This is a genomic window from Rahnella sp. BIGb0603 (assembly GCF_024808755.1).
GTDB classification, from domain to species: Bacteria; Pseudomonadota; Gammaproteobacteria; order Enterobacterales; family Enterobacteriaceae; genus Rahnella; species Rahnella contaminans.
Genome location: NZ_JANUEX010000001.1, coordinates 1038779 through 1061485, shown reverse-complemented (window position 1 = coordinate 1061485; position 22707 = coordinate 1038779). Strand labels below are relative to the sequence as shown.

Here is a 22707-nt window from a genome sequence, read left to right as displayed (position 1 = left end):
TTGAGTACGAAGCCTGATCGACGGGTCGTGTTTTTTGATCTTGATGGAACACTGCACCAGCAGGACATGTTCGGGAGTTTTTTGCGGTTTTTGCTCCGGCGGATGCCGCAGAACCTGATTCTGGTGATCCCGGTCTTGCCGCTGGTGGCGATTGGATTGCTGATGCACGGGCGGGCCGCGCGCTGGCCGATGAGTTTGCTACTTTGGTCGATCACTTTTGGTCACAGCGAAGCCCGGCTTAAAGCGCTGGAATTGCAGTTTGTCACCGCGTTTCGCCACAAAGTGGTGGAGTTCCCGGTTGTACAGCGGCGGCTGCGTGAATACCTCGACAGTGATGATACCGAAGTGTGGCTGATCACCGGATCGCCGGAAAATCTGGTTCAGCAGGTGTATAACGCGTCGCTGTTTCTGCCTAAAGTGCGTCTGGTGGGCAGCCGCATTGCGCGCGGTAAAGGCGGCTGGGTGCTGCCTCTGCGCTGCCTGGGTGAGGAGAAAGTGGTTCAGCTTGAACGCCGCATCGGTTCTCCGCTGAAACTTTACAGTGGCTACAGCGACAGCAAACAGGACAACCCGCTGCTGTTTTTCTGCGAGCACCGCTTTCGCGTCAGCAAGCAGGGCGAACTCCAGCAACTGGAATAATTCCGCCGCCGGACCTTCGTCTTAACTATCATTCTAAAACAGGCCGGTTTCCGGCCTGTTTGCATTGGGATGACGCAGGTATACTGCTGGCCGCTAAAAAGAGATTGAGGTTGAAGTGTCGGACGCAGAGTTATGTAACGGGTTTGCAGAAATGAAAGAACACGAACACTGGATGCGATATGCCATGAATCTGGCGCTGAAAGCGCAGGATGAAGGCGAAGTGCCGGTGGGGGCTGTGCTGGTTTTGGATAATCAGGTGATTGGCGAAGGCTGGAACCGGTCTATCGGGCATCATGATCCGACTGCGCATGCGGAAATTATGGCGCTGCGCCTCGGCGGAAGTGCTGTACAAAATTACCGTCTGCTGGACGCCACGCTGTACGTCACGCTTGAGCCTTGCGTTATGTGCGCAGGGGCGATGATCCACAGCCGTATCCGTCGCGTGGTGTATGGCGCAGCGGATGCCAAAACCGGTGCCGCCGGTTCCCTGCTGGACGTTTTGCGCCATCCGGGCATGAATCATCGAGTAGAAATTCTGCCGGGCGTCTTAGCGGAAGAATGTTCCGAACAGCTGAGCGCGTTCTTTCGTTTACGCCGCAGCCAGAAAAAGGCGCTGCGGCTGGCAGAGCGCGCTGCGCAAGCCGGTAATACCTCTGAAGAATAAGCCCGCTCGTTGCTATAAATGCTACGGCGCCAGGGCTTCTTTTGCGTCCACGACCGGATAACCCTGGCCCAGCTGAGCCTGCAACGCCGCTTTCTGCGCCTGTTGCTTCTCTTTCTCCATCAGATACCCGACCAGACTGAGCTGATAGCGGCGGATGTTTTCCACATAATTGTACGCCTGCGTGCCGCGCGCGTAGCCATACGTTGTGCGGCTGAAATAGCGCTTCTGGTTGAGCATCGGCAGACGCTGCTTCACATCGGCCCAGCTGTCCGGATTGGCTTTTTGCTGCGCCGTCAGCTTACGGGCGTCGAGCATGTGGCTGTAACCCATGTTGTATGCTGCCAGCGCAAACCAGATCCGTTCATCTTCAGGAATCGATTCCGGCATCTTATCCATCAGGTGCGACAGATACAGAGCGCCTCCGCGAATACTTTGCTCGGCATCGGTCCGGTCATCGACATTCAGGCCATCCGCTGTGGTGCGAGTCAGCATCATCACGCCGCGCACGCCGGTCGGAGATTTTGCCTGCGGATCCCAATGGGATTCCTGATAGGCAATCGCCGCCAGCAGCCGCCAGTCAATTTTATCCGCGTATTTTTCAAACAGTGGTTGTAAAACCGGCAGCGTACTGTCGATGGCGTTCAGGAAAGTTCGCGTATCGACATAATCAAAATCGCCGACGTGCCCGAGGTATTTCTCCTCAAGTTTCTCCAGCGTACCGTCTTCGGAAATCTGGCTGAAAAAGTCCAGCATCGCCGCAGAAAGGCTGTCGTCATCCGGTTCCTTGCGGTAATACCAGGTCACCGGCTCATCTTCCGTGGCATCAAAAGCCACGGCCAGACGCGGATAAACGCGCTGCATCAGGGCGATGGTGACGGAATCCCCCAGCGTGTAATCCAGTTTGCCGTTCTCAACCTGTTGCAACAGATCGCGCGGCGAGAGCTTGTCCGTCGTAGTCCACGTCAGATTGGGGTATTTTTTGGCGGCGGCTTCCAGCGTCAGGATGTGCGCACTGCCGGCGGAAACCACCAGCGTACCTTTCACATCCGCAAAACTTTTCGGGCGCGCGGTTCCCTGCCGGTAAACCAGTTGCTGAGAAACGGAATAGTATTCCGGCCCGGCACGGTAGTTTTTCAGGCGCGCATTGTTATACACCAGCCCGGAAGCCAGCATGTCGGTTTTGTTGTTGTCCAGATCGTCGAACATGGACTCGATCGTGGTGTGCTGATTCACCACCAGCTTTACGCCCAGATAATCTGCGAAGCGTTTAGCCAGTTCGTAATCGAAGCCGAGATTTCCTTCCGGGGAGTCCATAAAAGTCAGTGGAGAATTGAGCGTGCTTACGCGCAATTCTCCACGGGATTTTATCTGATCCAACTGGTCGCCTTCGCCTCTGTGCCACGGGACGGCAGGCCATAAGGCCAGCGCCAGCAACAGGGCGGCAATCCCCATCAGAACATAGTTAATTTTTAGTCGCGTCAAATAGTTATCTCGCTGCGGCGCTCTTGTTTTTTTACGATGTGCTGTGCAGTTTCTATGGTTATATCCCCAGTGCTGACGCATTTTGCTCAACAAAACGGCAGTCTGCAACATTATTCATATTAACCGCAATATTTATAAGGTTATGAGTGAATATCAATATTCCCGACGCAAACGGTTTCGTATGCCGCAAGCTTTCTTTATAATAGCCCGCGTTTTCCCCCTGTTGCGCCCAATGAAGCACTGTGGTCAGTGTCTTCGAAGACGAGAGATCTGTGATTATGGAAATACTGCGTGGTTCGCCCGCTTTGTCGGCTTTTCGCATTAACAAATTATTATCCCGCTGTCAGGAAGCACGCCTTCCGGTCAATGATATTTACGCCGAATATGTACACTTTGCCGATGTCAGCGCGCCGCTGAATTCGGACGAACAAACCAAGCTGCAACGCCTCCTGAAATACGGTCCTTCTCTCGCTGAACATGCGCCAACAGGTCGTTTACTGCTGGTTACCCCGCGTCCTGGCACCATTTCTCCGTGGTCTTCCAAGGCGACTGATATTGCACACAACTGCGGTTTATCTCAGGTTCTTCGCCTTGAGCGCGGTCTGGCGTTTTATGTTCAGGCTCCTGAACTGACCGAAGCACAATGGTCGCAGCTGGGCGCATTGCTGCATGATCGCATGATGGAAACCGTCTTTGGCAAACTCGAAGACGCCAGCGCGCTGTTCGCGCAGCAACAGCCTGCACCGGTTCAGCATGTCGATATTCTCGGCGAAGGCCGTATCGCGCTGGAAACCGCTAATACCAAACTGGGTCTGGCGCTGGCGCAGGACGAAATTGATTACCTGATGGAGGCCTTTACGTCGTTGGGGCGCAACCCGACTGACATCGAACTGTATATGTTCGCACAGGCAAACTCAGAGCATTGTCGCCATAAAATCTTCAACGCTGACTGGATTATCGACGGCGAAACGCAGCCGAAATCCCTGTTCAAGATGATCAAAAACACCTTCGAACAGACGCCTGATCACGTGCTTTCTGCGTACAAAGATAACGCTGCCGTGATGGAAGGTTCGCAGGTCGGCCGTTTCTACGCCGATGCGAAAGACGGTCTGTACGATTTCCATCAGGAGCAGGCGCACATCCTGATGAAGGTTGAAACCCATAACCACCCGACGGCGATCTCTCCGTGGCCGGGTGCGGCGACAGGTTCCGGCGGCGAAATCCGTGACGAAGGCGCAACCGGTCGCGGTGCAAAACCGAAAGCCGGTCTGGTCGGTTTCTCGGTTTCTAACCTGCGTATTCCGGGCTTCGAACAGCCGTGGGAAGAAGATTTCGGTAAGCCGGATCGTATCGTTACCGCGCTGGATATTATGACTGACGGCCCGCTGGGCGGCGCAGCCTTCAACAACGAATTTGGTCGTCCGGCGCTGCTGGGATACTTCCGTACTTACGAAGAAAACGTCAACAGCCACAATGGCCCTGAGCTGCGCGGTTATCACAAACCGATCATGCTGGCGGGCGGTATCGGCAACATCCGTGCTGATCACGTGCAGAAAGGTGAAATCACCGTTGGCGCGAAACTGATTGTGCTCGGCGGCCCGGCGATGAATATCGGTCTGGGCGGCGGTGCGGCTTCTTCAATGGCCTCCGGCCAGTCTGACGCGGATCTGGATTTTGCTTCCGTACAGCGCGATAACCCGGAAATGGAACGCCGTTGCCAGGAAGTGATCGACCGCTGCTGGCAGCTCGGTGAAGCCAACCCGATTCTGTTTATCCATGACGTTGGCGCTGGCGGTTTATCCAACGCGATGCCGGAACTGGTCAGCGACGGCAACCGTGGCGGCCGCTTCCAGCTGCGTGACATCCTGAACGACGAGCCGGGCATGAGCCCGCTGGAAGTCTGGTGTAACGAATCGCAGGAACGTTACGTCATGGCGGTTGCACCGGCTCAGCTGGCGCAGTTCGATGCGATCTGTAAACGCGAGCGCGCACCGTACGCGGTGATCGGTGAAGCCACAGAAGAAATGCATCTGTCTCTGGAAGACAGCCATTTCGATAACCAGCCGATTGATATGCCGCTGGACGTACTGCTGGGTAAAACCCCGAAAATGACCCGTGACGTCACCACGCTCAAAGCGAAGGGCGATGATCTCAACGGCGAAAATATTCAGATTGCCGAAGCGGTAAACCGCGTTCTGCATCTGCCTGCTGTGGCGGAGAAAACCTTCCTGATCACCATCGGCGACCGCACCGTGACCGGTATGGTTGCACGCGATCAGATGGTGGGACCGTGGCAGATCCCGGTGGCTGACTGCGCGGTCACTACCGCCAGCCTCGACAGCTATCACGGTGAAGCGATGTCTCTGGGCGAACGTGCGCCAATCGCCTTGCTGGACTTTGCCGCTTCCGGCCGCATGGCCGTCGGTGAAGCACTGACGAACCTGGCCGCGGTCGAAATCGGCAGCCTGAAACGCGTTAAGCTTTCTGCTAACTGGATGTCTGCGGCCGGTCACCCGGGCGAAGATGCCGGTTTGTATGCCGCGGTGAAAGCGGTGGGCGAAGAGCTTTGCCCGGCACTGGGTATCACCATTCCGGTGGGCAAAGACTCCATGTCGATGAAAACCCGCTGGCAGGAAGGCAACGAACAACGCGAGATGACGTCACCGTTGTCTCTGGTCATCACGGCATTTGCCCGCGTCGAAGACGTGCGTCATACCGTGACGCCGCAACTGCGCACCGATAAAGGCGACACCGCATTGCTGCTGGTGGATCTGGGTGCCGGTCACAACGCACTGGGCGCGACGGCGCTGGCGCAGGTTTATCGTCAGCTCGGCAACACGCCAGCGGATGTGCGCAGTGCTGAACAGCTAGGTGGCTTCTTCAACGCCATGCAGGCGCTGGTTTCTGAACAGAAACTGCTGGCCTACCATGACCGTTCCGACGGTGGTTTGCTGGTCACGCTGGCGGAAATGGCCTTTGCCGGTCACTGCGGCCTGACGGCGGATATCGCCGCTCTGGGCAACGATTCTCTGGCGGCGCTGTTTAACGAAGAGCTGGGTGCAGTGATTCAGGTTCGCGCTTCTGACCGTGAAGCCGTCGAACATACGCTGGCACAGTTCGGTCTGGCAGACTGCACGCATTACCTCGGTACTGTTGAAACCGGTGACCGCTTCATCATCACGCAGGACGATAAGCCGGTATACAGCGAAAGCCGCACCACGTTGCGTACCTGGTGGGCAGAAACCACCTGGCAGATGCAGCGCCTGCGCGATAACCCCGAATGTGCCGATCAGGAACATCAGGCCAAAACCCGCGATCTTGATCCTGGCCTGAACGTGAAACTGAATTTTGCGCCGGACGAAGACGTGGCTGCGCCTTATATTGCGAAAGGTGCGCGTCCGAAAGTGGCCGTGCTGCGTGAGCAGGGCGTTAACTCCCACGTTGAAATGGCGGCGGCTTTCCATCGCGCCGGTTTCGATGCGGTTGACGTGCATATGAGCGATTTGCTGGCCGGTCGCCGTGATTTGCAGGACTTCCACACGCTGGTGGCGTGCGGCGGTTTCTCTTACGGTGACGTGCTGGGCGCGGGCGAAGGCTGGGCGAAGTCTGTCCTGTTCAACGACCGCGTGCGTGAAGAGTTCGCTGAATTCTTCCACCGTCCGCAGACTCTGGCGCTTGGCGTGTGTAACGGTTGCCAGATGATGTCGAATCTGAAAGAACTGATCCCGGGCGCTGAACACTGGCCGCGCTTTGTGCGCAACCTGTCTGATCGCTTTGAAGCGCGTTTCAGCCTGGTAGAAGTGACCGCCAGCCCGTCAATGTTCATGCAGGGCATGGCCGGTTCACGTATGCCAATCGCCGTTTCCCATGGCGAAGGCCATGTGGAAGTGCGTGATGCTGCGCATCTGGCACAGATCGAACACAGCAATCTGGTGGCGCTGCGTTTTGTCGACAACAACGGTCAGGCGACTGAAAACTATCCGGCCAACCCTAACGGTTCTCCGAACGGTATCACCGCTGTCACTAACCTCTCAGGCCGCGTCACCGTCATGATGCCGCACCCTGAGCGTGTCTTCCGCACCGTCAGCAACTCATGGCACCCGGAAGAGTGGGGTGAAGACAGCCCGTGGATGCGCATGTTCCGCAACGCGCGTAAACAGCTGGGCTAATCATTAAAAAACTTCAGTAATAAAAATCCGTAGTGCGAAAGCCTGCGGATTTTTTTTATGTCTGAATATCAAAAAATAAACTAATCATGATATTAATTTCGTGAGTGTAAGAAGATATGTCAAAAACGGCCGCTGGGTAAATTTGTAACCGGCTGTTTTACAATGAAATAGCATTTCTTGGTCTCTGTAGTTTATATTTACTGAATATATTATTAAATATTTATATGTGTTAAGCGCCATATAATGCCCTGGTCAACTCAACAGGGCATTTACGCCAATGGAAAATATAATCTCCGCGAATTCTCGCGCAATACTCTCTTATTCACTTTTGACGTGTACATTATTAATGTCCATTAATGGACAGGCGCAGGAAAATGTTGCTAATTATCAGCAGCAGGAAATGTCTTCACACGAAAAAAATGACGGGCTGTGGTCTTCATTTAAAAATAATATCGCTGAAACCTGGAATAAACCTCAACAGCAAGATCTCTTTATTCCGGTATTAACCCGCCATAATCGTCACACGCACAGTAAAAAACAAATTGACGGATATAATGAACATCCGTGGGGAGGCGGTTACGGCGTTTCACGTTATGACGATAAAGGAAACTGGCACGCGCTTTATGCCATGGCGTTTAAAGATTCCTTTAATCATTGGGAACCCGTTGCCGGATATGGATATGAAAAGATATGGCAGCCTTTCAGCGATCAGGAATTTCGCCTGGGAGCCGGATACATTGCTGCCATCTCTGCACGTGACAACTATGATTACGTGCCTTTCCCTATGGTGTTACCGCTGGTGTCTGCCGGATATTCGCGGGTGACATTCCAGGCGACCTACGTGCCGGGGACGAATACAAAAGGCAATGTTCTGTTTGGCTGGTTCCGCTTTCAGTTTTAACTGAATTTCTTTACTTAATAAATACCTTTATTAAATTTAAAACAGTCAGAAGCATTACAGACTATTCTGATAATTTAAGTTTGCACCCCTTAATTTTCAGGTAATTAAGTGTCTAAACGTTTTTTGTTACAACCCTGTTTAACCTGTTTTCTTATGCTTTGTTTATGATATTGCTTCGATAAGGAGTGACGTTGAATATGGTAAATAAGAAAAATCTCAGGGATGTCGGTTTATTAATGTCTGTAATTTTTAGCCCAAACCTGTGGGCCAACAACAGTGGAATACATCCGGTCAGCGATCCGGATACCGTGCAATACAAATCGCTGGCAGCCAATGTCTGGTCCGATTTTAAAGACAAGGTCTCCACCACCTGGAATGACTCTGATTCTCAGGATTTGTATCTGCCGGTTATTACCTGGCATAACCGGCTGACCTACGATAAAGAGAAAACTGACAAATATAACGAGCGACCATGGGGCGGCGGTTACGGTATTTCCCGTTATGATGATAAAGGAAACTGGAACGGCATTTATTTTATGGCGTTTAAAGACTCGCACAATAAATGGGAGCCGATCGGCGGTTATGGCTGGGAGAAAATATGGACACCTGCGCAGGATAAAGATTTCCGTTTAGGTCTGGGTTATACGGCCGCCGTGACGGCGCGTGATGACTATAAGTATATTCCTATTCCTATCGTTTTACCGCTGGCCTCCATCGGTTATAACAAGCTGACTTTCCAGGCCACGTATATTCCGGGAACCTACAACAACGGGAACGTGTTCTTCGCCTGGCTGAGGTATCAGTTCTGATGCTCTGCATTGTTACACTTTTGTGACAATGCAGGCCGGGGTTGTGAGCACGATCTCCCTCTTTTTCTCAATATTCACCTATGCTGAAAATTCACCGCACTTATCAATCTGTTGAACGCAGAATGAGTGCGGTACTTTTTTATTTCAGGGAATATTCATAAAGAGGATCACTCGTGAAAACAACGCCGCGTTATCTCGCTTTAACCGCACTTGCCTGCTTGTTACCACTCTCACTGCCCGCCGCTCAGGCCGCACAATCCGATAACCTGGAACTGCAACAGGTACTGGTTCTCAGCCGTCACGGCATCCGTGCACCGCTGGTGAATTATGGTGATGTCCTGGCGGAATCTACCACGCACACCTGGCCGGTCTGGAAAACAGAAGGGGGTTTACTGACCCCGAAAGGCGGCCAAATCTCCGAGCATATGGGGCATTACCTTCGCGCATGGCTGGCGAAAGATAAGCTTCTGCCTGCTGCGGGTTGCCCGGAAACTCAGCAGGTTTTCGCCTATGCCAACAGCCTGCCGCGTACAATTGATACCGCGAAACATATCACCACCGGCGCATTTCCAGGCTGTGATGTGCCGGTCATCAACCGTGTAGAAATTGGCAAAATGGATCCGGTATTCAACCCGATCATTACCGCCGAAGTGAATGACAGTTTTAAAACCAGTGCGCTGAATTCCATCAGCCAGCACGCGGGCGAGGGCGGTTTGCCGGGCCTGAATCAGCGTCTGAAGCCGAACTATGCGTTGCTCGAAAATATTCTCGATTATAAAAACAGCAAAATCTGCAAAGAGAAACAGCAATGCGATCTGGCGTCTCAGCCTTCGGATGTAGTGCTGACGCAGGGTAAAGAACCGGGAATTACCGGGCCGTTGCGTATGGCAACCGGTGCGGCAGATGCATTCATGCTGCAGTATTACGAAGGTTTCCCGCTGAAGGATGTAGCGTGGGGGAAAATCAGCACAGACGATCAGTGGACGAAACTGGAAACCATCAAAAATCTGTATCACGAAACGCTGTTTGGCTCTCCGGCGATTGCTGCCAATGCCGCGAAGCCTTTACTGACGTTCATCTCCGGCGCGCTTGATCCGAAACAGGCCTCGACCGCGGATGAGAAAGCTGCACAGCAGGCAAAACTGGCTCTGCTGGTCGGGCATGATTCGAACATCGCTTCATTGCTTGCGGCACTGAAAACGCAGGATTACACCCTGCCGGGACAATTTGAACGTACGCCAATCAGCGGTACGGTGGTCTTCCAGCGCTGGCATGACAAGAAAGCGGATAAAGATCTGATGAAGATCGAATACGTTTATCCGACAGCACGTCAGATCCGTAACAACGTAGCCCTGAGCCTGAAAAATCCTCCTGAGCGCGTCACGTTGCAAATCGAAGGCTGCAAAGTGGATAAGCAGGGCTTCTGCCCGATGGAACAGTTCACTCAGGCCGTACGGAAAGATTTGCAGGGCTGAGCCGGCTTTAACCGCTAACTGGCAATAGATAGTGTTTTAAGTTAGTTAGCGGCAGCAAACTGTCATCCGATAATGTGCCGACGTTTTCTTACTCCGGCACATTATGGCGTCCTCTTCTTTCTATCTTAGCCCGCACCAACGGGGCGAAATTAAAGCGCGTTCCCGCAGCCTTTGGTGGCGGCTGGAAATACCGACGTGGTGCCTGATTTTCGCCATTTACGGCGGCTGGTTTTCCGTGGTGTACTTCTGGAACAGCCTCGGTCCGTGGCTCGGCACGCCTTTGCTCATCGGGTTTACCGCCTGGTATATGTCGCTGCAACACGAACTTATTCACGGCCATCCCACACGTAAAGCCTGGCTGAACCAGCTGCTCGGCACCTTGCCGCTGGCGGTCTGGTATCCCTACGGGCTTTACCGCGACACGCATTTGCAGCATCACAAAAATGAACATCTGACGATCCCCGGTGACGATCCCGAAGCCTATTATTTCAGCCGCAGAAGCTGGGAAAGCCTGACGCCTGCGATGATGGCCGTTGTCCGTCTGCGCAATACCTTGCCTGGCCGGATGATACTCGGCCCGCTGATGGATATTTTCAGCACGCTGACTGGCGCACTGCTGGCCGTCTTTCGCGGTGAATGGCGTACCGTCGCGATGTGGCTGGTTCATGGGATTTTGCTGGCGCTGTTGCTGGTCTGGATGGCGCGCCAGGGGGTATCTCCGGGCTGGTTTGTGCTGGCAATCAGCTATCCGGCCCTGAGCCTGACGAAAGTGCGCTCGTTCTATGAGCATCGCGCTGAACACTCACCCGAAACACGTTCCACGCTCAACGAAGCCGGTTTTGTCTGGCGCCTGTTATTTCTGAATCTCAACTATCATCTGGTACATCATGATTTGCCGGGCGTGCCGTGGTTTGCGCTGAGGCAGATATATTTTGCTGACCGCGATGCGTATATCCGGCGCAGCGAAGGGTTTGTCGTAAAAGGCTACCGCGAGTGGTTCCGGCAGCATACGCGCGCGCCGGTCGCGGTGGAAATGCATCCGTTTGCTGCGGGAGATCCGGCAGCAGAAAACAGTCACAGCGACTATGATTATCAGCAGGACACCCCCTGACGGAGCTGCCAGATCATGCTGATGTCTTTACCGATGTACGCCATTTCTCCGCTGGACGTGGAAATTTTCACCGTCGCTTTACTGGGTAAACTCAAGCGGCTGGGCATGAAACCGCTGCCGGTTTCACTGAGCTGGCCGACGAATTTGCTGGCGCACTGGCAGAGTAAAGATTTGTTGCTGAGCCAGACCTGCGGTTTCCCGCTGGTGGAAAGCCTGCCGCAGGTGCAGCTGGTTGGCACATTCAGTTACCGTGCGCCCGGTTGTGATGGTTTTCGCTACCGCAGCTTTCTGCTGGCGCGTGAAGAACACAGCGGCTTACATCTGACCAGCTTTCGCCATCGCAGGCTGGCTTTCAACAGCACAGATTCGCAGTCAGGCTACAACAGCCTGCGCGCACTGGTTGCGCCGCTGGCCGAAAACGGAAAATACTTCTCTGAGGCGCTGGCAACCGGCAGCCATCTCGAATCACTTCTGTACGTGCAGCAGCATAAAGCCGACATTGCGGCGATTGACTGCGTGACTCTCGAACTGCTGCGTCGCACCGATCCTGAACGGGTCAGCGGGCTGGTTGTCGTCGGGCAAACGGCTGCCGTGCCGGGGCTTCCGCTGATCACCTCCGCGCAGACGTCCCCTGAACATCTGGCGATGCTGAGACAGGCATTGCATGAAGTTTCCCGCGAACCGGTGAGTAAACCGTTGCTGATTGAAGCGTTTACCGAGGTGCCGCGACCGGCGTATGAAGTGATCAGGCAGATGAAAAGAATTGCTGAGGAGTTTGGCGTGCGTGAGCTGATGCCGGAATCTGTCAGCTAAAAAAACCGGGCTTCAGCGTCCGGTTTTGTCTGTCAGATCCCGCGGATAATCAGTGCGTTTCTATCGGGAAATCTTCGTTCACATCGCCCCATTCGGCCCATGAACCGTCATACAACAGCACATCTTTCACGCCCAGCGCGTCAAGCCCGAAAGCCAGCGCCGCGGCGGTAACGCCGGAACCGCAGCTGGTGATCACCGGTTTATTCAGATCCACCCCCAACCGTTCAAATGTTGCTTTCAGCTCCTGCGGCGATTTCATGCGACCTTCCTGCGTCAGTTCGGTAAACGGTACGCTGAGGCTCTGTGGAATATGCCCGCCGTGCAGTCCCGGACGCGGTTCCGGTGCTTCGGCTTTGAAACGCGCCTGCGAGCGTGCATCGATAATCTGCACTTTACCGATGGCATCTTTCACCTGCTGCGCGCTGGCGACGACCGGGCGCACCAGTCTGGCATTGAACGTCGACGGCACGCGGGTGTGTTCGCCGCTCTGAGTTGGTTTACCTTCGGCAATCCAGGCATTCAGCCCGCCATCGAGCACGCGCACGCTTTTCGCGCCGAAACTGGTCAGCATCCACCAGACACGCGGGGCGGAGAACAAATCCCCTTCATCGTAAAGCACGATGGTTTGCGTATCGGCCACGCCAAGGCGGCTCATCGACGCGGAGAATTCTTCTGCTGTTGGCATCATGTGCGGCAGGCCGGTGGTGCAGTCGGAAATACTGTCGACCTCGACATAAATGGCGCCGGGAATGTGCGCCTCGAGATATTTGCCATGAAAATCAATCGGCGGAGTAATACCCGGTTTCGATTTACGGCAATCGATAATGACCACGTCCGGTGAATTCAGATTCTTCGCCAGCCAGTCGGTAGAAACGGTATGGGTAGAGAAAGTCATGTTCTGTTGCCTTATCTTTTTTGTGGAGCCAGCCTCAGAGATCGCCAGGGATCAGGGAATACATCCAGGCGTCGCGCGGCTGACCATGATAATAAAGCCGGTTGCGGTGTAAACCTTCGGACGTCGCGCCCGCTTTTTCCGCGACGCGGCGGCTGCGGTCATTGCCGTCCATCGCGACGATTTCCAGTCGCGTCAGTTCGAGCTCTTTAAACGCGAACTGCGCCGTGGCCCTGACCGCCAGCGTGGCCAGACCCTGACCGGTATAACCGGTGCGGATCCAGTAGCCGAGATTAGAAAACTTATAATCCTGACTGATGCGGTTGATGCCCACGCTGCCAATCAGATTGCCGGTGGCGCGTTCAAACAGACAGAAATTGAATTCTGTGCCGCGATGACGTTTGTGCTCGCTGTCGGTGAGATATTTCCGGCTGTCTTCCAGCGAATATTTATCTGTGCACCAGGATTCCCACTCGCCAATCTCGGCGACGGAAGCCTGAACGGCAGCAAAATGCGTGATCGCTTCCAGTTCGGTTGCGGCGCGGATCTCGATTTTTTCGTCCTGATAAATCTGGCGTGTCATCATCTGCGGTGTCCTGGAAGCCGGAAATCATCTATGAAACCAATCAAATCAGCCTCACATATCCGGCCGCTGGATGTCAATTAGCGTAGAGATCAAATAAGTGAGAAAAAACAGCAGGCTGTCCGTCAGCGCAATTCAGCTTTCCGGCACCAGCATCACCAGTTTGCAATCGGCATAACCCGCCGGGAAAAACGTTTGCTGCCGGTACCGCGTTTCGCCACTGAGCGGGTGGTTAAAACGCCGCGCGCCGCCTTCGCGCGCCAGCACTTCCTGCTGCGTCCACCACTGATTGAATTCGCTGCTTTGCCCGCGCAGGCTGATCACTTTCTGACGCACGGCGTCGGAATGAGCGTAATGACTGGTCTCAGCACGAAATTCTGCCACCACGCGTTTAGCGCGTTCTGCCCAGTCGGGTACCAGCTGCCGGGAAAGCGGATGCAGAAACATAAAATCCAGCAGATTAGGCCGTTCAACTTTTCCCAGCCAGCCGCTGAATAACGCACCTGCGGGGGGATTCCACGCCAGCACATTCCAGCAACTGTCGAGCAGATAACCGGGGCCTGTGATCTGATTGACGCAATTTTTCAGGCTGTCATCCGGTGCGCCGGACAGGGGCACGGCAAGCGGATCTTTCACCGACGCAAGACTGAACAAATATTCGCGGGCGGCCGGTTCCATTTGCAGGGATTTCGCCAGCCTGTCCAGCGTGGCGGCAGAAATAGACACATCGCGCCCCTGTTCAATCCAGGTATACCACGTGGCGCTGATGCCGCTGATTTGTGCCAGCTCCTCGCGCCGCAGCCCGCTGGTTCTGCGTCGTGCAGAACCGGGAAGGCCCACCATTTCCGGCGTGACGCGTTCGCGATGCGTGCGTAAAAAGGCGCCTAAAGCTCCCGGGCCGCTGAGCGACTCTACGTTATCAATCATATTTTTTCTCAGGCTGGAAGTAACTCATACCAGTATAAATGCTCATATTGTACCCGTATAGAACAATGCCTATAGTGATTTTGAGGTCATCTGAAACCGGCGTTTCGACGAAAATAATAAGGCAAACAGGAGCAATGAAAATGACAACAAATACCCACAGTCAGGCGGTCGATAAGCAATTTGGTTCGCAGGCGCAAAATTACCTGACGAGCGCCGTTCACTCGCAGGGCGCAGATTTACAACGTCTGGCCGTTTTACTGGCGCCATTCCCGGATGCGCAGGTCATTGATCTGGGCTGCGGCGCAGGGCACGCCAGTTTTGTTGCAGCGCGCGCCGTAAAAAATGTGATTGCCTATGATTTGTCGGCGCAAATGCTGGAAGTGGTGGCGCAGGCGGCGAAAGATAAGCAACTGGAAAATATCACCACTCAGCAGGGGGTGGCAGAATCACTGCCGTTCGCCAGCGCCAGTGCAGATATCATTATCAGCCGGTATTCCGCGCACCACTGGCACGATGTCGGGCTGGCGCTGCGTGAAGTGGCGCGTGTGCTGAAACCGGGCGGCAAATTTATCATGATGGACGTGGTGTCGCCGGGGCATCCGCTGCTGGATATCTATCTGCAAACGGTCGAGGTTTTGCGCGACACCTCGCACGTCCGCAACTATTCTCCGGGCGAATGGCTGGAAATGGCGTCCGGAGCCGGTCTGATTGCCGGCGAAGTCACGACCGACCGTCTGGTGCTGGAATTCACCAGCTGGATTGCCCGCATGCGCACGCCGGAGCATTTCTCCGTCGCCATCCGCGAGTTGCAAAAAAAGATGTCAGACGACGTTGCCCGCCACTTTGAGATCCAGCCCGACGGTTCGTTTACCAGCGACATTATGATGCTGGTGGCTTCTAAGGGGTAAAGTGCCTGAAAGGGGTTTCGCCCTCCGGTGAGAGGAGGGCGAAACCTATGCTGCGCTATTTCTTCCCGAACATCTTCTGCCCGAGCATTACCAGTGCCAGAACGGCGGCACCGACGATAAGGCCGACTACTAAATCCGTTGCGCCGGTAATCAGCGTGCTGATCCAGCTTTCGTGGCCGTGGGTCAGCGGTTCAATCAGGCTGTGCATAAACGGCAAACCGTGGCTGATAATACTGCCGCCCACCAGGAACATCGCGATTGTGCCAACGACAGAAAGGGTTTTCATCAGCCACGGGGCGGCGTTCACGATGACGCGGCCGAACGCGCGTACGCCATTCATCACACTGCTCTCGCCCGACAGCTTACTGAGATACAAACCCGCGTCGTCAATTTTGACTATCGCGCCGACCAGCCCGTAAACGCCGATGGTCATGGCGACGGCAATCAGCACCATAACGGTGACCTGATTGATAAACGGCGCGGATGAGACGATACCCAGCGAAATCACGATAATTTCAGCAGAAAGAATGAAATCGGTACGCACGGCACCTTTTACCTTTTCTTTCTCCCGTTTTTTGGCATCGGCCTCATCTTTTACCTGCGGTGTCGCCGGTTTCTCTTCATGATGATCGCCGGGCATCAGTTTGTGCGCGATTTTCTCGAAGCCTTCGTAACATAAGTACGCACCGCCAATCATCAGCAGCGGCGTAATTGCCCACGGAATGAACGCGCTGATCAGCAGCGCCAGCGGTACCAGAATGGCCTTATTGACCATCGAACCTTTTGCCACCGCCCAGACAATCGGCAATTCCCTGTCGGCTTTAACACCGGAAACTTGTTGCGCGTTCAGTGCCAGATCGTCTCCCAACACACTGGCTGTTTTTTTTGCCGCGACCTTACTCATTGCGGCTACATCATCAAGTATGGATGCAATATCGTCGATCAAGGCCAGAAGGCTGCCACCCGCCATAAACACTCCCTTATGTCCCGGTCATCATTCCGCAGAGAAGATGCAGGGAATTTTGTTGTTAAAATCAGTTTTCGCACACGCGAAAACCGTTCTTCTGTCGCCACGGCTGTGCAGGTGATCACGGCGACAAGTAAAACCCTAAAAAATAATCATAACAGCGATTGCACTCTCTCGTCGATTTGTGCGAATGTTGTGCAGGTTATAAATAACTTTGAAAACTCTCCATACTTTCTCCATTAAATATCTTTGAATTTCGGCCAGTTATCTGGCAGGAAATGTTTACTTTCATTCTCTCCTTATTTTTACCACAATGGTTAAACTTCTTTACGTTGCATTACGTCCCCTTTCATTGATTCGCCGATAATTAATTCCACGGATTACTTCCGCTCCATTAATTAACGAAACTAACAAAAGAAAGGTGCGTATTATGAAACTCTTACCTATGTTTACTGCAGTTGTAATTACCGTCGCTTCATTCTCAGCACTTGCCGCAACGCCTATCTCTGAAATGCAGGCGCAAAGTGGTAACTACCAGTCACTGGGTATGGTTTCAGTGAGTGCACCAAGCACAGTCCCTGGCAGCCTGCATGACCAGCTGGAACAGATTGCCAGCGATAAAGGCGCGACACATTACCGCGTAGTCGGTGCCGGTACTCCCGGTGATTCCAGCCTGACCCGTGCGAACGTTGAGCTGTATAAATAAGATTAAAATTATCTGCTGATAACGAAAAATTTTTATTAAGACGTTATTTAGCTAATAAGTGTGAGAAGGCCAATGTCACCTGACATTGGCCTTTTTATTATTTGTGCCACCTCTGTTATTTTTGACCTTTTTGAGAATCATCCCATGTGATTTTTCTGAGTTAAAAATTTCTGATGTTTATTCCCCTTATTAATCATTTCTTAAGAATTTTTTGGCTTAATGGGGGTCTGATTCCTCAGGAGGAGTTAATATGTTGAATACCGCAAGAATGACAATTAAGAACACCGGTCTTTCGCTTCAGAACCAGTTTTTTTATCTGCAGAATTTTATTACCTCACCACGGACGATGGGGACGCTGATGCCGTCCTCGCCATGGTTGTGCCATGCGATGCTGAGCCAGATTGACTGGACGACGTCGCTGGATATCGCAGAGCTGGGCGCCGCAGATGGCGTACTGACCCGGCGGATCCTCAGCCGGATGCGCGCTGATGCGAAGCTGGAAGCGTTTGAAATTCAGCCCGCGTTTGTCCGAAAGCTTAATCAGATGGAAGACCGGCGTTTGCAGGTGATGGCGCATTCTGCCGAGCACATGAGCACGGATTACGACGCGGTGTTTTCGTGCCTGCCGCTGTTGTCGATGCCGGTGCGAACCAGCATGAAGATTTTGCAAAAAACGCAGCAGCAGCTGAAAAGCAAAGACGGCGTGCTGGTTCTGTTTCAGTACAGCCAGATGTCTGAGAAACTGCTGTCGCGCTATTTCATCTGGAAAAAAATCCGCGTGGTGAAGAATTTTCCACCGGCCATTGTGTATATCTGTAAACCCCGCTGATACAGCCACTTAGACATTCTTGCTGTCTGAGAGGTTTGCAGGGCATTGCGCTACAAGGATTTTTCAGTATGATGCCCTGAATGGCGTAAATAAAACGCTACAGAAGCTTCACCGGCAGGTGACAAAAATCTGCCAGTGAGGCTTTTTTGTTGTACTATCTCGCGAGTACAGCGCAAACCAGTACACCAGACCACTTTTTGCGACAAAGACTTCATATTGATGATGGATTTTCATCAGGTGAGATACGGGACTTTCGGGGAATAAAGGATAGCGGTAATGACACAACCCATTTTCATGGTAGGCGCGCGTGGCGCGGGTAAAACGACAGTTGGCAGTGAGCTTGCAAAAGCGCTGGGCTACAAATTTGTCGATACCGATCTGTACCTGTTACGCACCTCAGGCCTCAGCGTGGCAGATATTGTCGACCGTGAAGGCTGGGAGGGGTTCCGTCGCCGTGAAACCGAAGCCTTGAAAGCTGTCTGCTCACCGCTGACTGTGATCGCGACCGGGGGCGGCGCGGTGCTGGCGCAGGAAAACCGTGATTTTATGCGGGAAGCCGGAACGGTTATTTATCTGCGTTCACCAGCAACGACGCTGGCAAATCGTCTGGAAGATGCTCCGCAGGAAGATCAGCGTCCGACACTGACCGGCAGGCCTATCACCGAAGAAATGATGCAGGTGCTGAACGAACGCGAAGCGCTATATCAGGAAGCCGCTCACCACGTGGTGGATGGTACTCAGGATCCTGCGCGGGTAGTGAATTCTGTCATGAATGCACTGGCGTTGCCGATGGCGCGCTAACGTCATCGGCGGTAAAACGTCATCACGACGGGTCCTCTGAGGCCCGTTTTTTTTTGCCTGAAATCCGGTGTTAAGCTGTAAACAAAACGGGCCATTTCTCGTGACAGGGATCACATTCGCCTAAGTATTGTACTGGTGTATGAGCGGGCGTAAACTAATAACTCAGGTGATTACTTAGACGCAGCGCCGTGACGCTGAAAACCCACAACGGACCCGATGATGAAACCCCTGATGTCTTTCTTTAACCAGCACAGTAAAGCCATGCCCGCGATCTGGTCGATCACGATCATTCTGGTCGAAGCTTCTATCGCGTTGTATATTTTGCGTAATATTTAATCAAAATAATCTGCTGAGTTTTACATCGTTCACTTCATAAATACTCGGCATTCATTTCCCTCTCCTCGCCATTCGATTGCTTTAGGAATTTCTTTAAGCATATTCATTTATCTGTCTTCTTCTGGCGGTTAAATAAACGTCTTGACGCTGACACGTATCAGCTTTAGTTTTTATTTAACTTAACAGGAACCCTGTTCCATATACCGGAACTTACTCCTTTATGACCACTTTAGAAAATGCGGCTGCGGTGCTGAAGTTATTTTCAACCCAGGGGATCCGGCAGGGACATCCCGGCTTGTCATTCAGTGACGTGGTCGAAAATTTAAAATTACCGAAAAGTACCGTTTCACGTTTACTGATGACGATGGAAACGCAAGGGCTTTTGGAACGCGATCAGGACAGCCGCTTATACCGGATCGGTAAATTATTGCTGGCAGTCTCCAGCCATTATTTATCCGTGCCGCTGGTGGATTCTGTTTCACCGTATATGACGCAACTGAGTCAGTTGACGCAATGCACGGGCTATGTGTCGATGCTGGAAGGGCGCGACATTATGGTCATGCGTATGTTCCCCGGCAGAACCTATTTACAAGTAGTGACGCCAGCCGGAAGCCTGCTGCCAGCGCATGAGACCGCCATTGGCCGTGCGATCCTGGCGCGTTTTAGCGACGAAGACGTGGTTCAGCGTTTTAACGGGGAATATCAGGTTAACTCCGTCAATTCCCCTGCAAATATGGATCTTCTTTTGACCAGGCTGGCGGAAGTCCGGCAGACAGGATTATCGTTTGCCAATAATGAAACGCTTCAGGGCATCAGTTCTTTAGCGACCAGCATTTTTAATAAACACAGAAATGAAACGGTAGGGCTTTGTTTGTCATTCCCTTCTCCCGAACAGGGTAAAAATATTCCGAAAGGCATAAAAGAAGGATTAATTGCTGTGACCCGGCAAGTCGCCGAAAAATTGGGTGATGAGTACTGGCAATGATTTTTCATCGCAAGGACCAGTAACGGACCCGGATTATTTATTCATTTTTAGCCAACACCAGGGGCCTTATGTCAGACCAACGTGCAAAAGATAATAAGGAAAATCCGCTAAAGGATATTGGCACGCTCATCGTGATGATTATTCTGTCTATTTTAGGCGCTATCATCGGGGTCCAGTTAATAACGACGTTAGGTGTTACGCCTAATACCTCTATTATCGGCGCGCTGTTTGCCATGCTGCTGGCCCGCATTCCGATGCAGGCTTTTCAGCGCTACCGTTCAATCCACACCCAGAATCTGGCGCAAACCGTCATTTCTTCCGCAACTTTTGGCGCAGCAAATAGCCTGCTGATGCCGATTGCCGTGCCTTATGTTCTCGGACAGCCGCAGCTGATTATGCCGATGTTTATCGGTGTTGCCGCCGCGATGCTGCTGGACGCCTATCTGCTTTACCGACTCTTCGATACCAAAGTTTTCCCGGCCAGTAACGCCTGGCCTCCGGGCGTGGCGGCGGCGGAAGCGATCAAAGCCGGCGATAACGGCGGGCGTCAGGCGTGGTTGCTGGTGGCGGGCGTGGTGATCGGGCTCGGTGGCGCGGTACTGAAAATTCCGATGGCGGCGTTTGGGACGGCATTCATCGGTAATATCTGGGCGCTCAGTATGTTCGGCATCGGATTGCTGATCCGCGCTTACGCACAACCGGTGGGCGGGCTGGATCTTAATGCCCTGTACATTCCGCACGGCATGATGGTCGGCGCGGGGCTGGTTTCGCTGATTCAGGTGATTCAGGTGGTTCGCGCTAAAAATGCCGATGCCCGCACGACATTTACTCAGCCGGCGAAAGAAGTGCGTACGGCGCTGGGGTTGGGCGCATTCGGCTATATCGCGATTGCTGCGTTGCTGGCACTGGCCGGGGGGTTATACAGCGAAATGTCCGTCGGCATGCTGATTGCGTTCGTGGCATACGCCGCCTTTGCCGCTTTCTTCCACGAGCTGATCGTCGGCATTGCGGCCATGCATTCCGGCTGGTTCCCGGCGTTTGCCGTGGCGCTGATCACGCTGATTATCGGCATTCTGATTGGTTTCCCGCCGCTGGCACTTTGCGTGCTGACCGGCTTTACCGCCGCGACCGGCCCGGCGTTTGCCGATATGGGCTTCGACCTGAAAGCCGGATTCATTCTGCGCGGTTATGGTAAAGACTTACGGGCCGAACTGGCGGGGCGTCGCATTCAGTTATTCGCCGCGTTGCTGGCTTTTATCATTGCGATCCCTGTGGTGTGGTACGCCCATTACGGCTACTTCGCGCAGGATTTAGTGCCGCCGGTCGCACGCGTTTACGCCAAAACAATACAGGCGGGCGCTCAACCGGGTATTGCCCACAGCCTGCTTATCTGGGCGATTCCGGGCGCGCTGATTCAGTTGATTGGCGGCCCAAAACGCCAGCTCGGCGTACTGCTGGCGACCGGGCTTCTGATCAACAGCGTGATGGCGGGCTGGGCGGTAGTCTGCGGTATCGTGCTGCGCATCATCATTATTCGTATCTGGGGTGAAAAAGGGCGTACGCCAATGGAAGTGCTGGCGGCAGGTTTTATTGCCGGTGACGCACTTTACAGCTTCTTCACCTCGGTTTTCAGTGCCAAAAAGTAAAGCGTTATTGCCAACACCAGGGCCGTTATCTGGCCAGCATTAAACACTGACTGTTCCGATGATGAACAGCGTTCGTGACCGTTTTGGCTTTTGCGCCTGTGCGCCGGTCACGAAGTTTTAAGAGGATTTTGTGATGAGTTTGCAACAGATATTAACGGTATTTGAACTGATGGATAGCGCACACGTCAGCGGTCAGGATGTTGTGGATTTATTTGCCCGTTATCCGGGCGTCATCGCCAGAACAAACCGTGCGGATGGCCCGAAAGGCGGCACGGATTTCGTCCGTATCACCGTGCCTGGCAGCAAAGGAAAAAGCAGCGGCGGCACTGCACCGACACTGGGGATTATCGGCCGTCTGGGCGGGATTGGTGCACGCCCGACGCGTATTGGTCTGGTGTCCGACGCGGACGGAGCGATTGCTGCAGTAACCTGTGCGCTGAAACTGGCGGACATGCAGCGTAAAGGCGATACGCTGGAAGGCGATGTCATTATCACTACCCACATCTGCCCGAACGCGCCAACCCGCCCGCACGATCCGGTAGATTTCATGGATTCGCCGATCGACGACGTGACTATGAATGACAACGAAGTCGTCGACGGCGTGGATGCGATCCTTTCCATCGATACCACCAAGGGCAACCGCATTATCAATCACAAGGGTTACGCCATTTCGCCGACGGTGAAAGAGGGCTACATCCTGCGTGTTTCCGAAGACCTTGTGCGCATTATGGAGATGACCAGCGGCAAGCCGGCGGTCACTTTCCCTGTCACCACACAGGACATTACGCCCTACGGCAACGGCGTTCATCACCTCAACAGCATTTTGCAGCCGTCAACGGCGACCAGCGTTCCGGTGGTTGGCGTTGCGATCACGGCAGAATCTGTGGTGCCGGGCTGCGGTACCGGCGCGAGCCATGAAGTGGATATCGCCCTGGCGGCGAAGTTTGCCGTGGAAGTCGCAAAAGAATTCGGGCGCGGTACGTGCCAGTTCTTTGATGCCGACGAATATCAACTCCTGTTGTCGCTGTACGGAAGCTTGCGCCACCTGCAAAACCGGAAGTAAG

Annotated in this window: 20 protein-coding genes; 15 read left to right on the top strand and 5 right to left on the bottom strand. The window is 53.5% G+C overall.

Going from position 1 to position 22707, the window contains the following annotated elements; genetic code table 11:
• Both yfhb and tadA read left to right on the top strand, forming a co-directional pair.
• Nucleotides 1–639, top strand: coding sequence for a phosphatidylglycerophosphatase C (gene yfhb / locus M2403_RS05040; protein ID WP_152327824.1), 639 nt, complete (start codon nt 1–3; stop codon nt 637–639).
• Between the two features lie 151 nt (nt 640–790).
• Complete coding sequence (tadA, locus tag M2403_RS05035; RefSeq protein WP_152327825.1) at nt 791–1303, top strand: tRNA adenosine(34) deaminase TadA; 513 nt, start codon at nt 791–793, stop codon at nt 1301–1303.
• A 21-nt stretch (nt 1304–1324) separates the two neighbouring features.
• Here tadA and mltF read toward each other — a convergent pair whose 3' ends face one another.
• Nucleotides 1325–2785, bottom strand: coding sequence for a membrane-bound lytic murein transglycosylase MltF (gene mltF / locus M2403_RS05030; protein WP_259228632.1), 1461 nt, complete (start codon nt 2783–2785; stop codon nt 1325–1327).
• A 275-nt stretch (nt 2786–3060) separates the two neighbouring features.
• Here mltF and purL point away from each other — a divergent pair, with 275 nt between their 5' ends.
• The 6 genes from purL to M2403_RS05000 all read left to right on the top strand — a co-directional run bounded on the left by purL (nt 3061) and on the right by M2403_RS05000 (nt 12063).
• Complete coding sequence (gene purL, locus M2403_RS05025; protein ID WP_259228662.1) at nt 3061–6954, top strand: phosphoribosylformylglycinamidine synthase; 3894 nt, start codon at nt 3061–3063, stop codon at nt 6952–6954.
• A 346-nt stretch (nt 6955–7300) separates the two neighbouring features.
• Nucleotides 7301–7855, top strand: coding sequence for a lipid IV(A) palmitoyltransferase PagP (gene pagP / locus M2403_RS05020; RefSeq protein ID WP_405047805.1), 555 nt, complete (start codon nt 7301–7303; stop codon nt 7853–7855).
• Nucleotides 7856–8091: 236 nt separating this feature from the next.
• Entirely contained in the window at nt 8092–8664 is a 573-nt protein-coding gene (gene pagP / locus M2403_RS05015; protein ID WP_165059262.1) for a lipid IV(A) palmitoyltransferase PagP, read from the top strand.
• 173 nt (nt 8665–8837) lie between these two features.
• A complete protein-coding gene (gene agp / locus M2403_RS05010; RefSeq protein ID WP_259228631.1) occupies nt 8838–10139 on the top strand; it encodes a bifunctional glucose-1-phosphatase/inositol phosphatase in 1302 nt (433 codons plus the stop codon).
• Nucleotides 10140–10242: 103 nt separating this feature from the next.
• On the top strand, nt 10243–11250 hold the full coding sequence (locus tag M2403_RS05005; protein ID WP_259228630.1) for a fatty acid desaturase: 1008 nt from the start codon (nt 10243–10245) through the stop codon (nt 11248–11250).
• Nucleotides 11251–11265: 15 nt separating this feature from the next.
• Nucleotides 11266–12063, top strand: coding sequence for a phosphate/phosphite/phosphonate ABC transporter substrate-binding protein (locus M2403_RS05000; RefSeq protein WP_259228629.1), 798 nt, complete (start codon nt 11266–11268; stop codon nt 12061–12063).
• 49 nt (nt 12064–12112) lie between these two features.
• Here M2403_RS05000 and sseA read toward each other — a convergent pair whose 3' ends face one another.
• The 3 genes from sseA to M2403_RS04985 form a co-directional block, all read right to left on the bottom strand.
• Complete coding sequence (gene sseA / locus M2403_RS04995; RefSeq protein ID WP_165059265.1) at nt 12113–12958, bottom strand: 3-mercaptopyruvate sulfurtransferase; 846 nt, start codon at nt 12956–12958, stop codon at nt 12113–12115.
• Between the two features lie 34 nt (nt 12959–12992).
• Entirely contained in the window at nt 12993–13541 is a 549-nt protein-coding gene (locus M2403_RS04990; RefSeq protein ID WP_165059266.1) for a GNAT family N-acetyltransferase, read from the bottom strand.
• 132 nt (nt 13542–13673) lie between these two features.
• A complete protein-coding gene (locus M2403_RS04985) occupies nt 13674–14465 on the bottom strand; it encodes a helix-turn-helix transcriptional regulator (protein ID WP_152327835.1) in 792 nt (263 codons plus the stop codon).
• Between the two features lie 140 nt (nt 14466–14605).
• Here M2403_RS04985 and M2403_RS04980 point away from each other — a divergent pair, with 140 nt between their 5' ends.
• Complete coding sequence (locus tag M2403_RS04980) at nt 14606–15373, top strand: class I SAM-dependent methyltransferase (RefSeq protein ID WP_208949872.1); 768 nt, start codon at nt 14606–14608, stop codon at nt 15371–15373.
• 55 nt (nt 15374–15428) lie between these two features.
• Here M2403_RS04980 and M2403_RS04975 read toward each other — a convergent pair whose 3' ends face one another.
• Nucleotides 15429–16343: a DUF808 domain-containing protein gene (locus M2403_RS04975; RefSeq protein WP_259228628.1), complete on the bottom strand. Its 915-nt coding sequence runs from the start codon at nt 16341–16343 to the stop codon at nt 15429–15431.
• 427 nt (nt 16344–16770) lie between these two features.
• Here M2403_RS04975 and M2403_RS04970 point away from each other — a divergent pair, with 427 nt between their 5' ends.
• From M2403_RS04970 to M2403_RS04945, 6 genes are all read left to right on the top strand, one after another.
• Complete coding sequence (locus tag M2403_RS04970; protein ID WP_259228627.1) at nt 16771–17046, top strand: DUF1471 domain-containing protein; 276 nt, start codon at nt 16771–16773, stop codon at nt 17044–17046.
• Between the two features lie 250 nt (nt 17047–17296).
• Nucleotides 17297–17875 carry a class I SAM-dependent methyltransferase gene (locus M2403_RS04965; RefSeq protein ID WP_259228626.1) on the top strand — a complete coding sequence of 193 codons (579 nt, stop codon included), beginning with the start codon at nt 17297–17299 and terminating at the stop codon, nt 17873–17875.
• A 276-nt stretch (nt 17876–18151) separates the two neighbouring features.
• Entirely contained in the window at nt 18152–18676 is a 525-nt protein-coding gene (aroL, locus tag M2403_RS04960; protein WP_165059270.1) for a shikimate kinase AroL, read from the top strand.
• A 556-nt stretch (nt 18677–19232) separates the two neighbouring features.
• Nucleotides 19233–19997, top strand: coding sequence for an IclR family transcriptional regulator (locus M2403_RS04955; RefSeq protein ID WP_152327841.1), 765 nt, complete (start codon nt 19233–19235; stop codon nt 19995–19997).
• A gap of 68 nt (nt 19998–20065) precedes the next feature.
• Nucleotides 20066–21643 (top strand): OPT/YSL family transporter, encoded by a 1578-nt coding sequence (locus tag M2403_RS04950; protein WP_259228625.1) that lies wholly within the window; start codon nt 20066–20068, stop codon nt 21641–21643.
• A 133-nt stretch (nt 21644–21776) separates the two neighbouring features.
• Complete coding sequence (locus tag M2403_RS04945; RefSeq protein WP_259228624.1) at nt 21777–22706, top strand: DUF1177 domain-containing protein; 930 nt, start codon at nt 21777–21779, stop codon at nt 22704–22706.
• The last annotated feature ends 1 nt before the right edge of the window (nt 22707 follow it).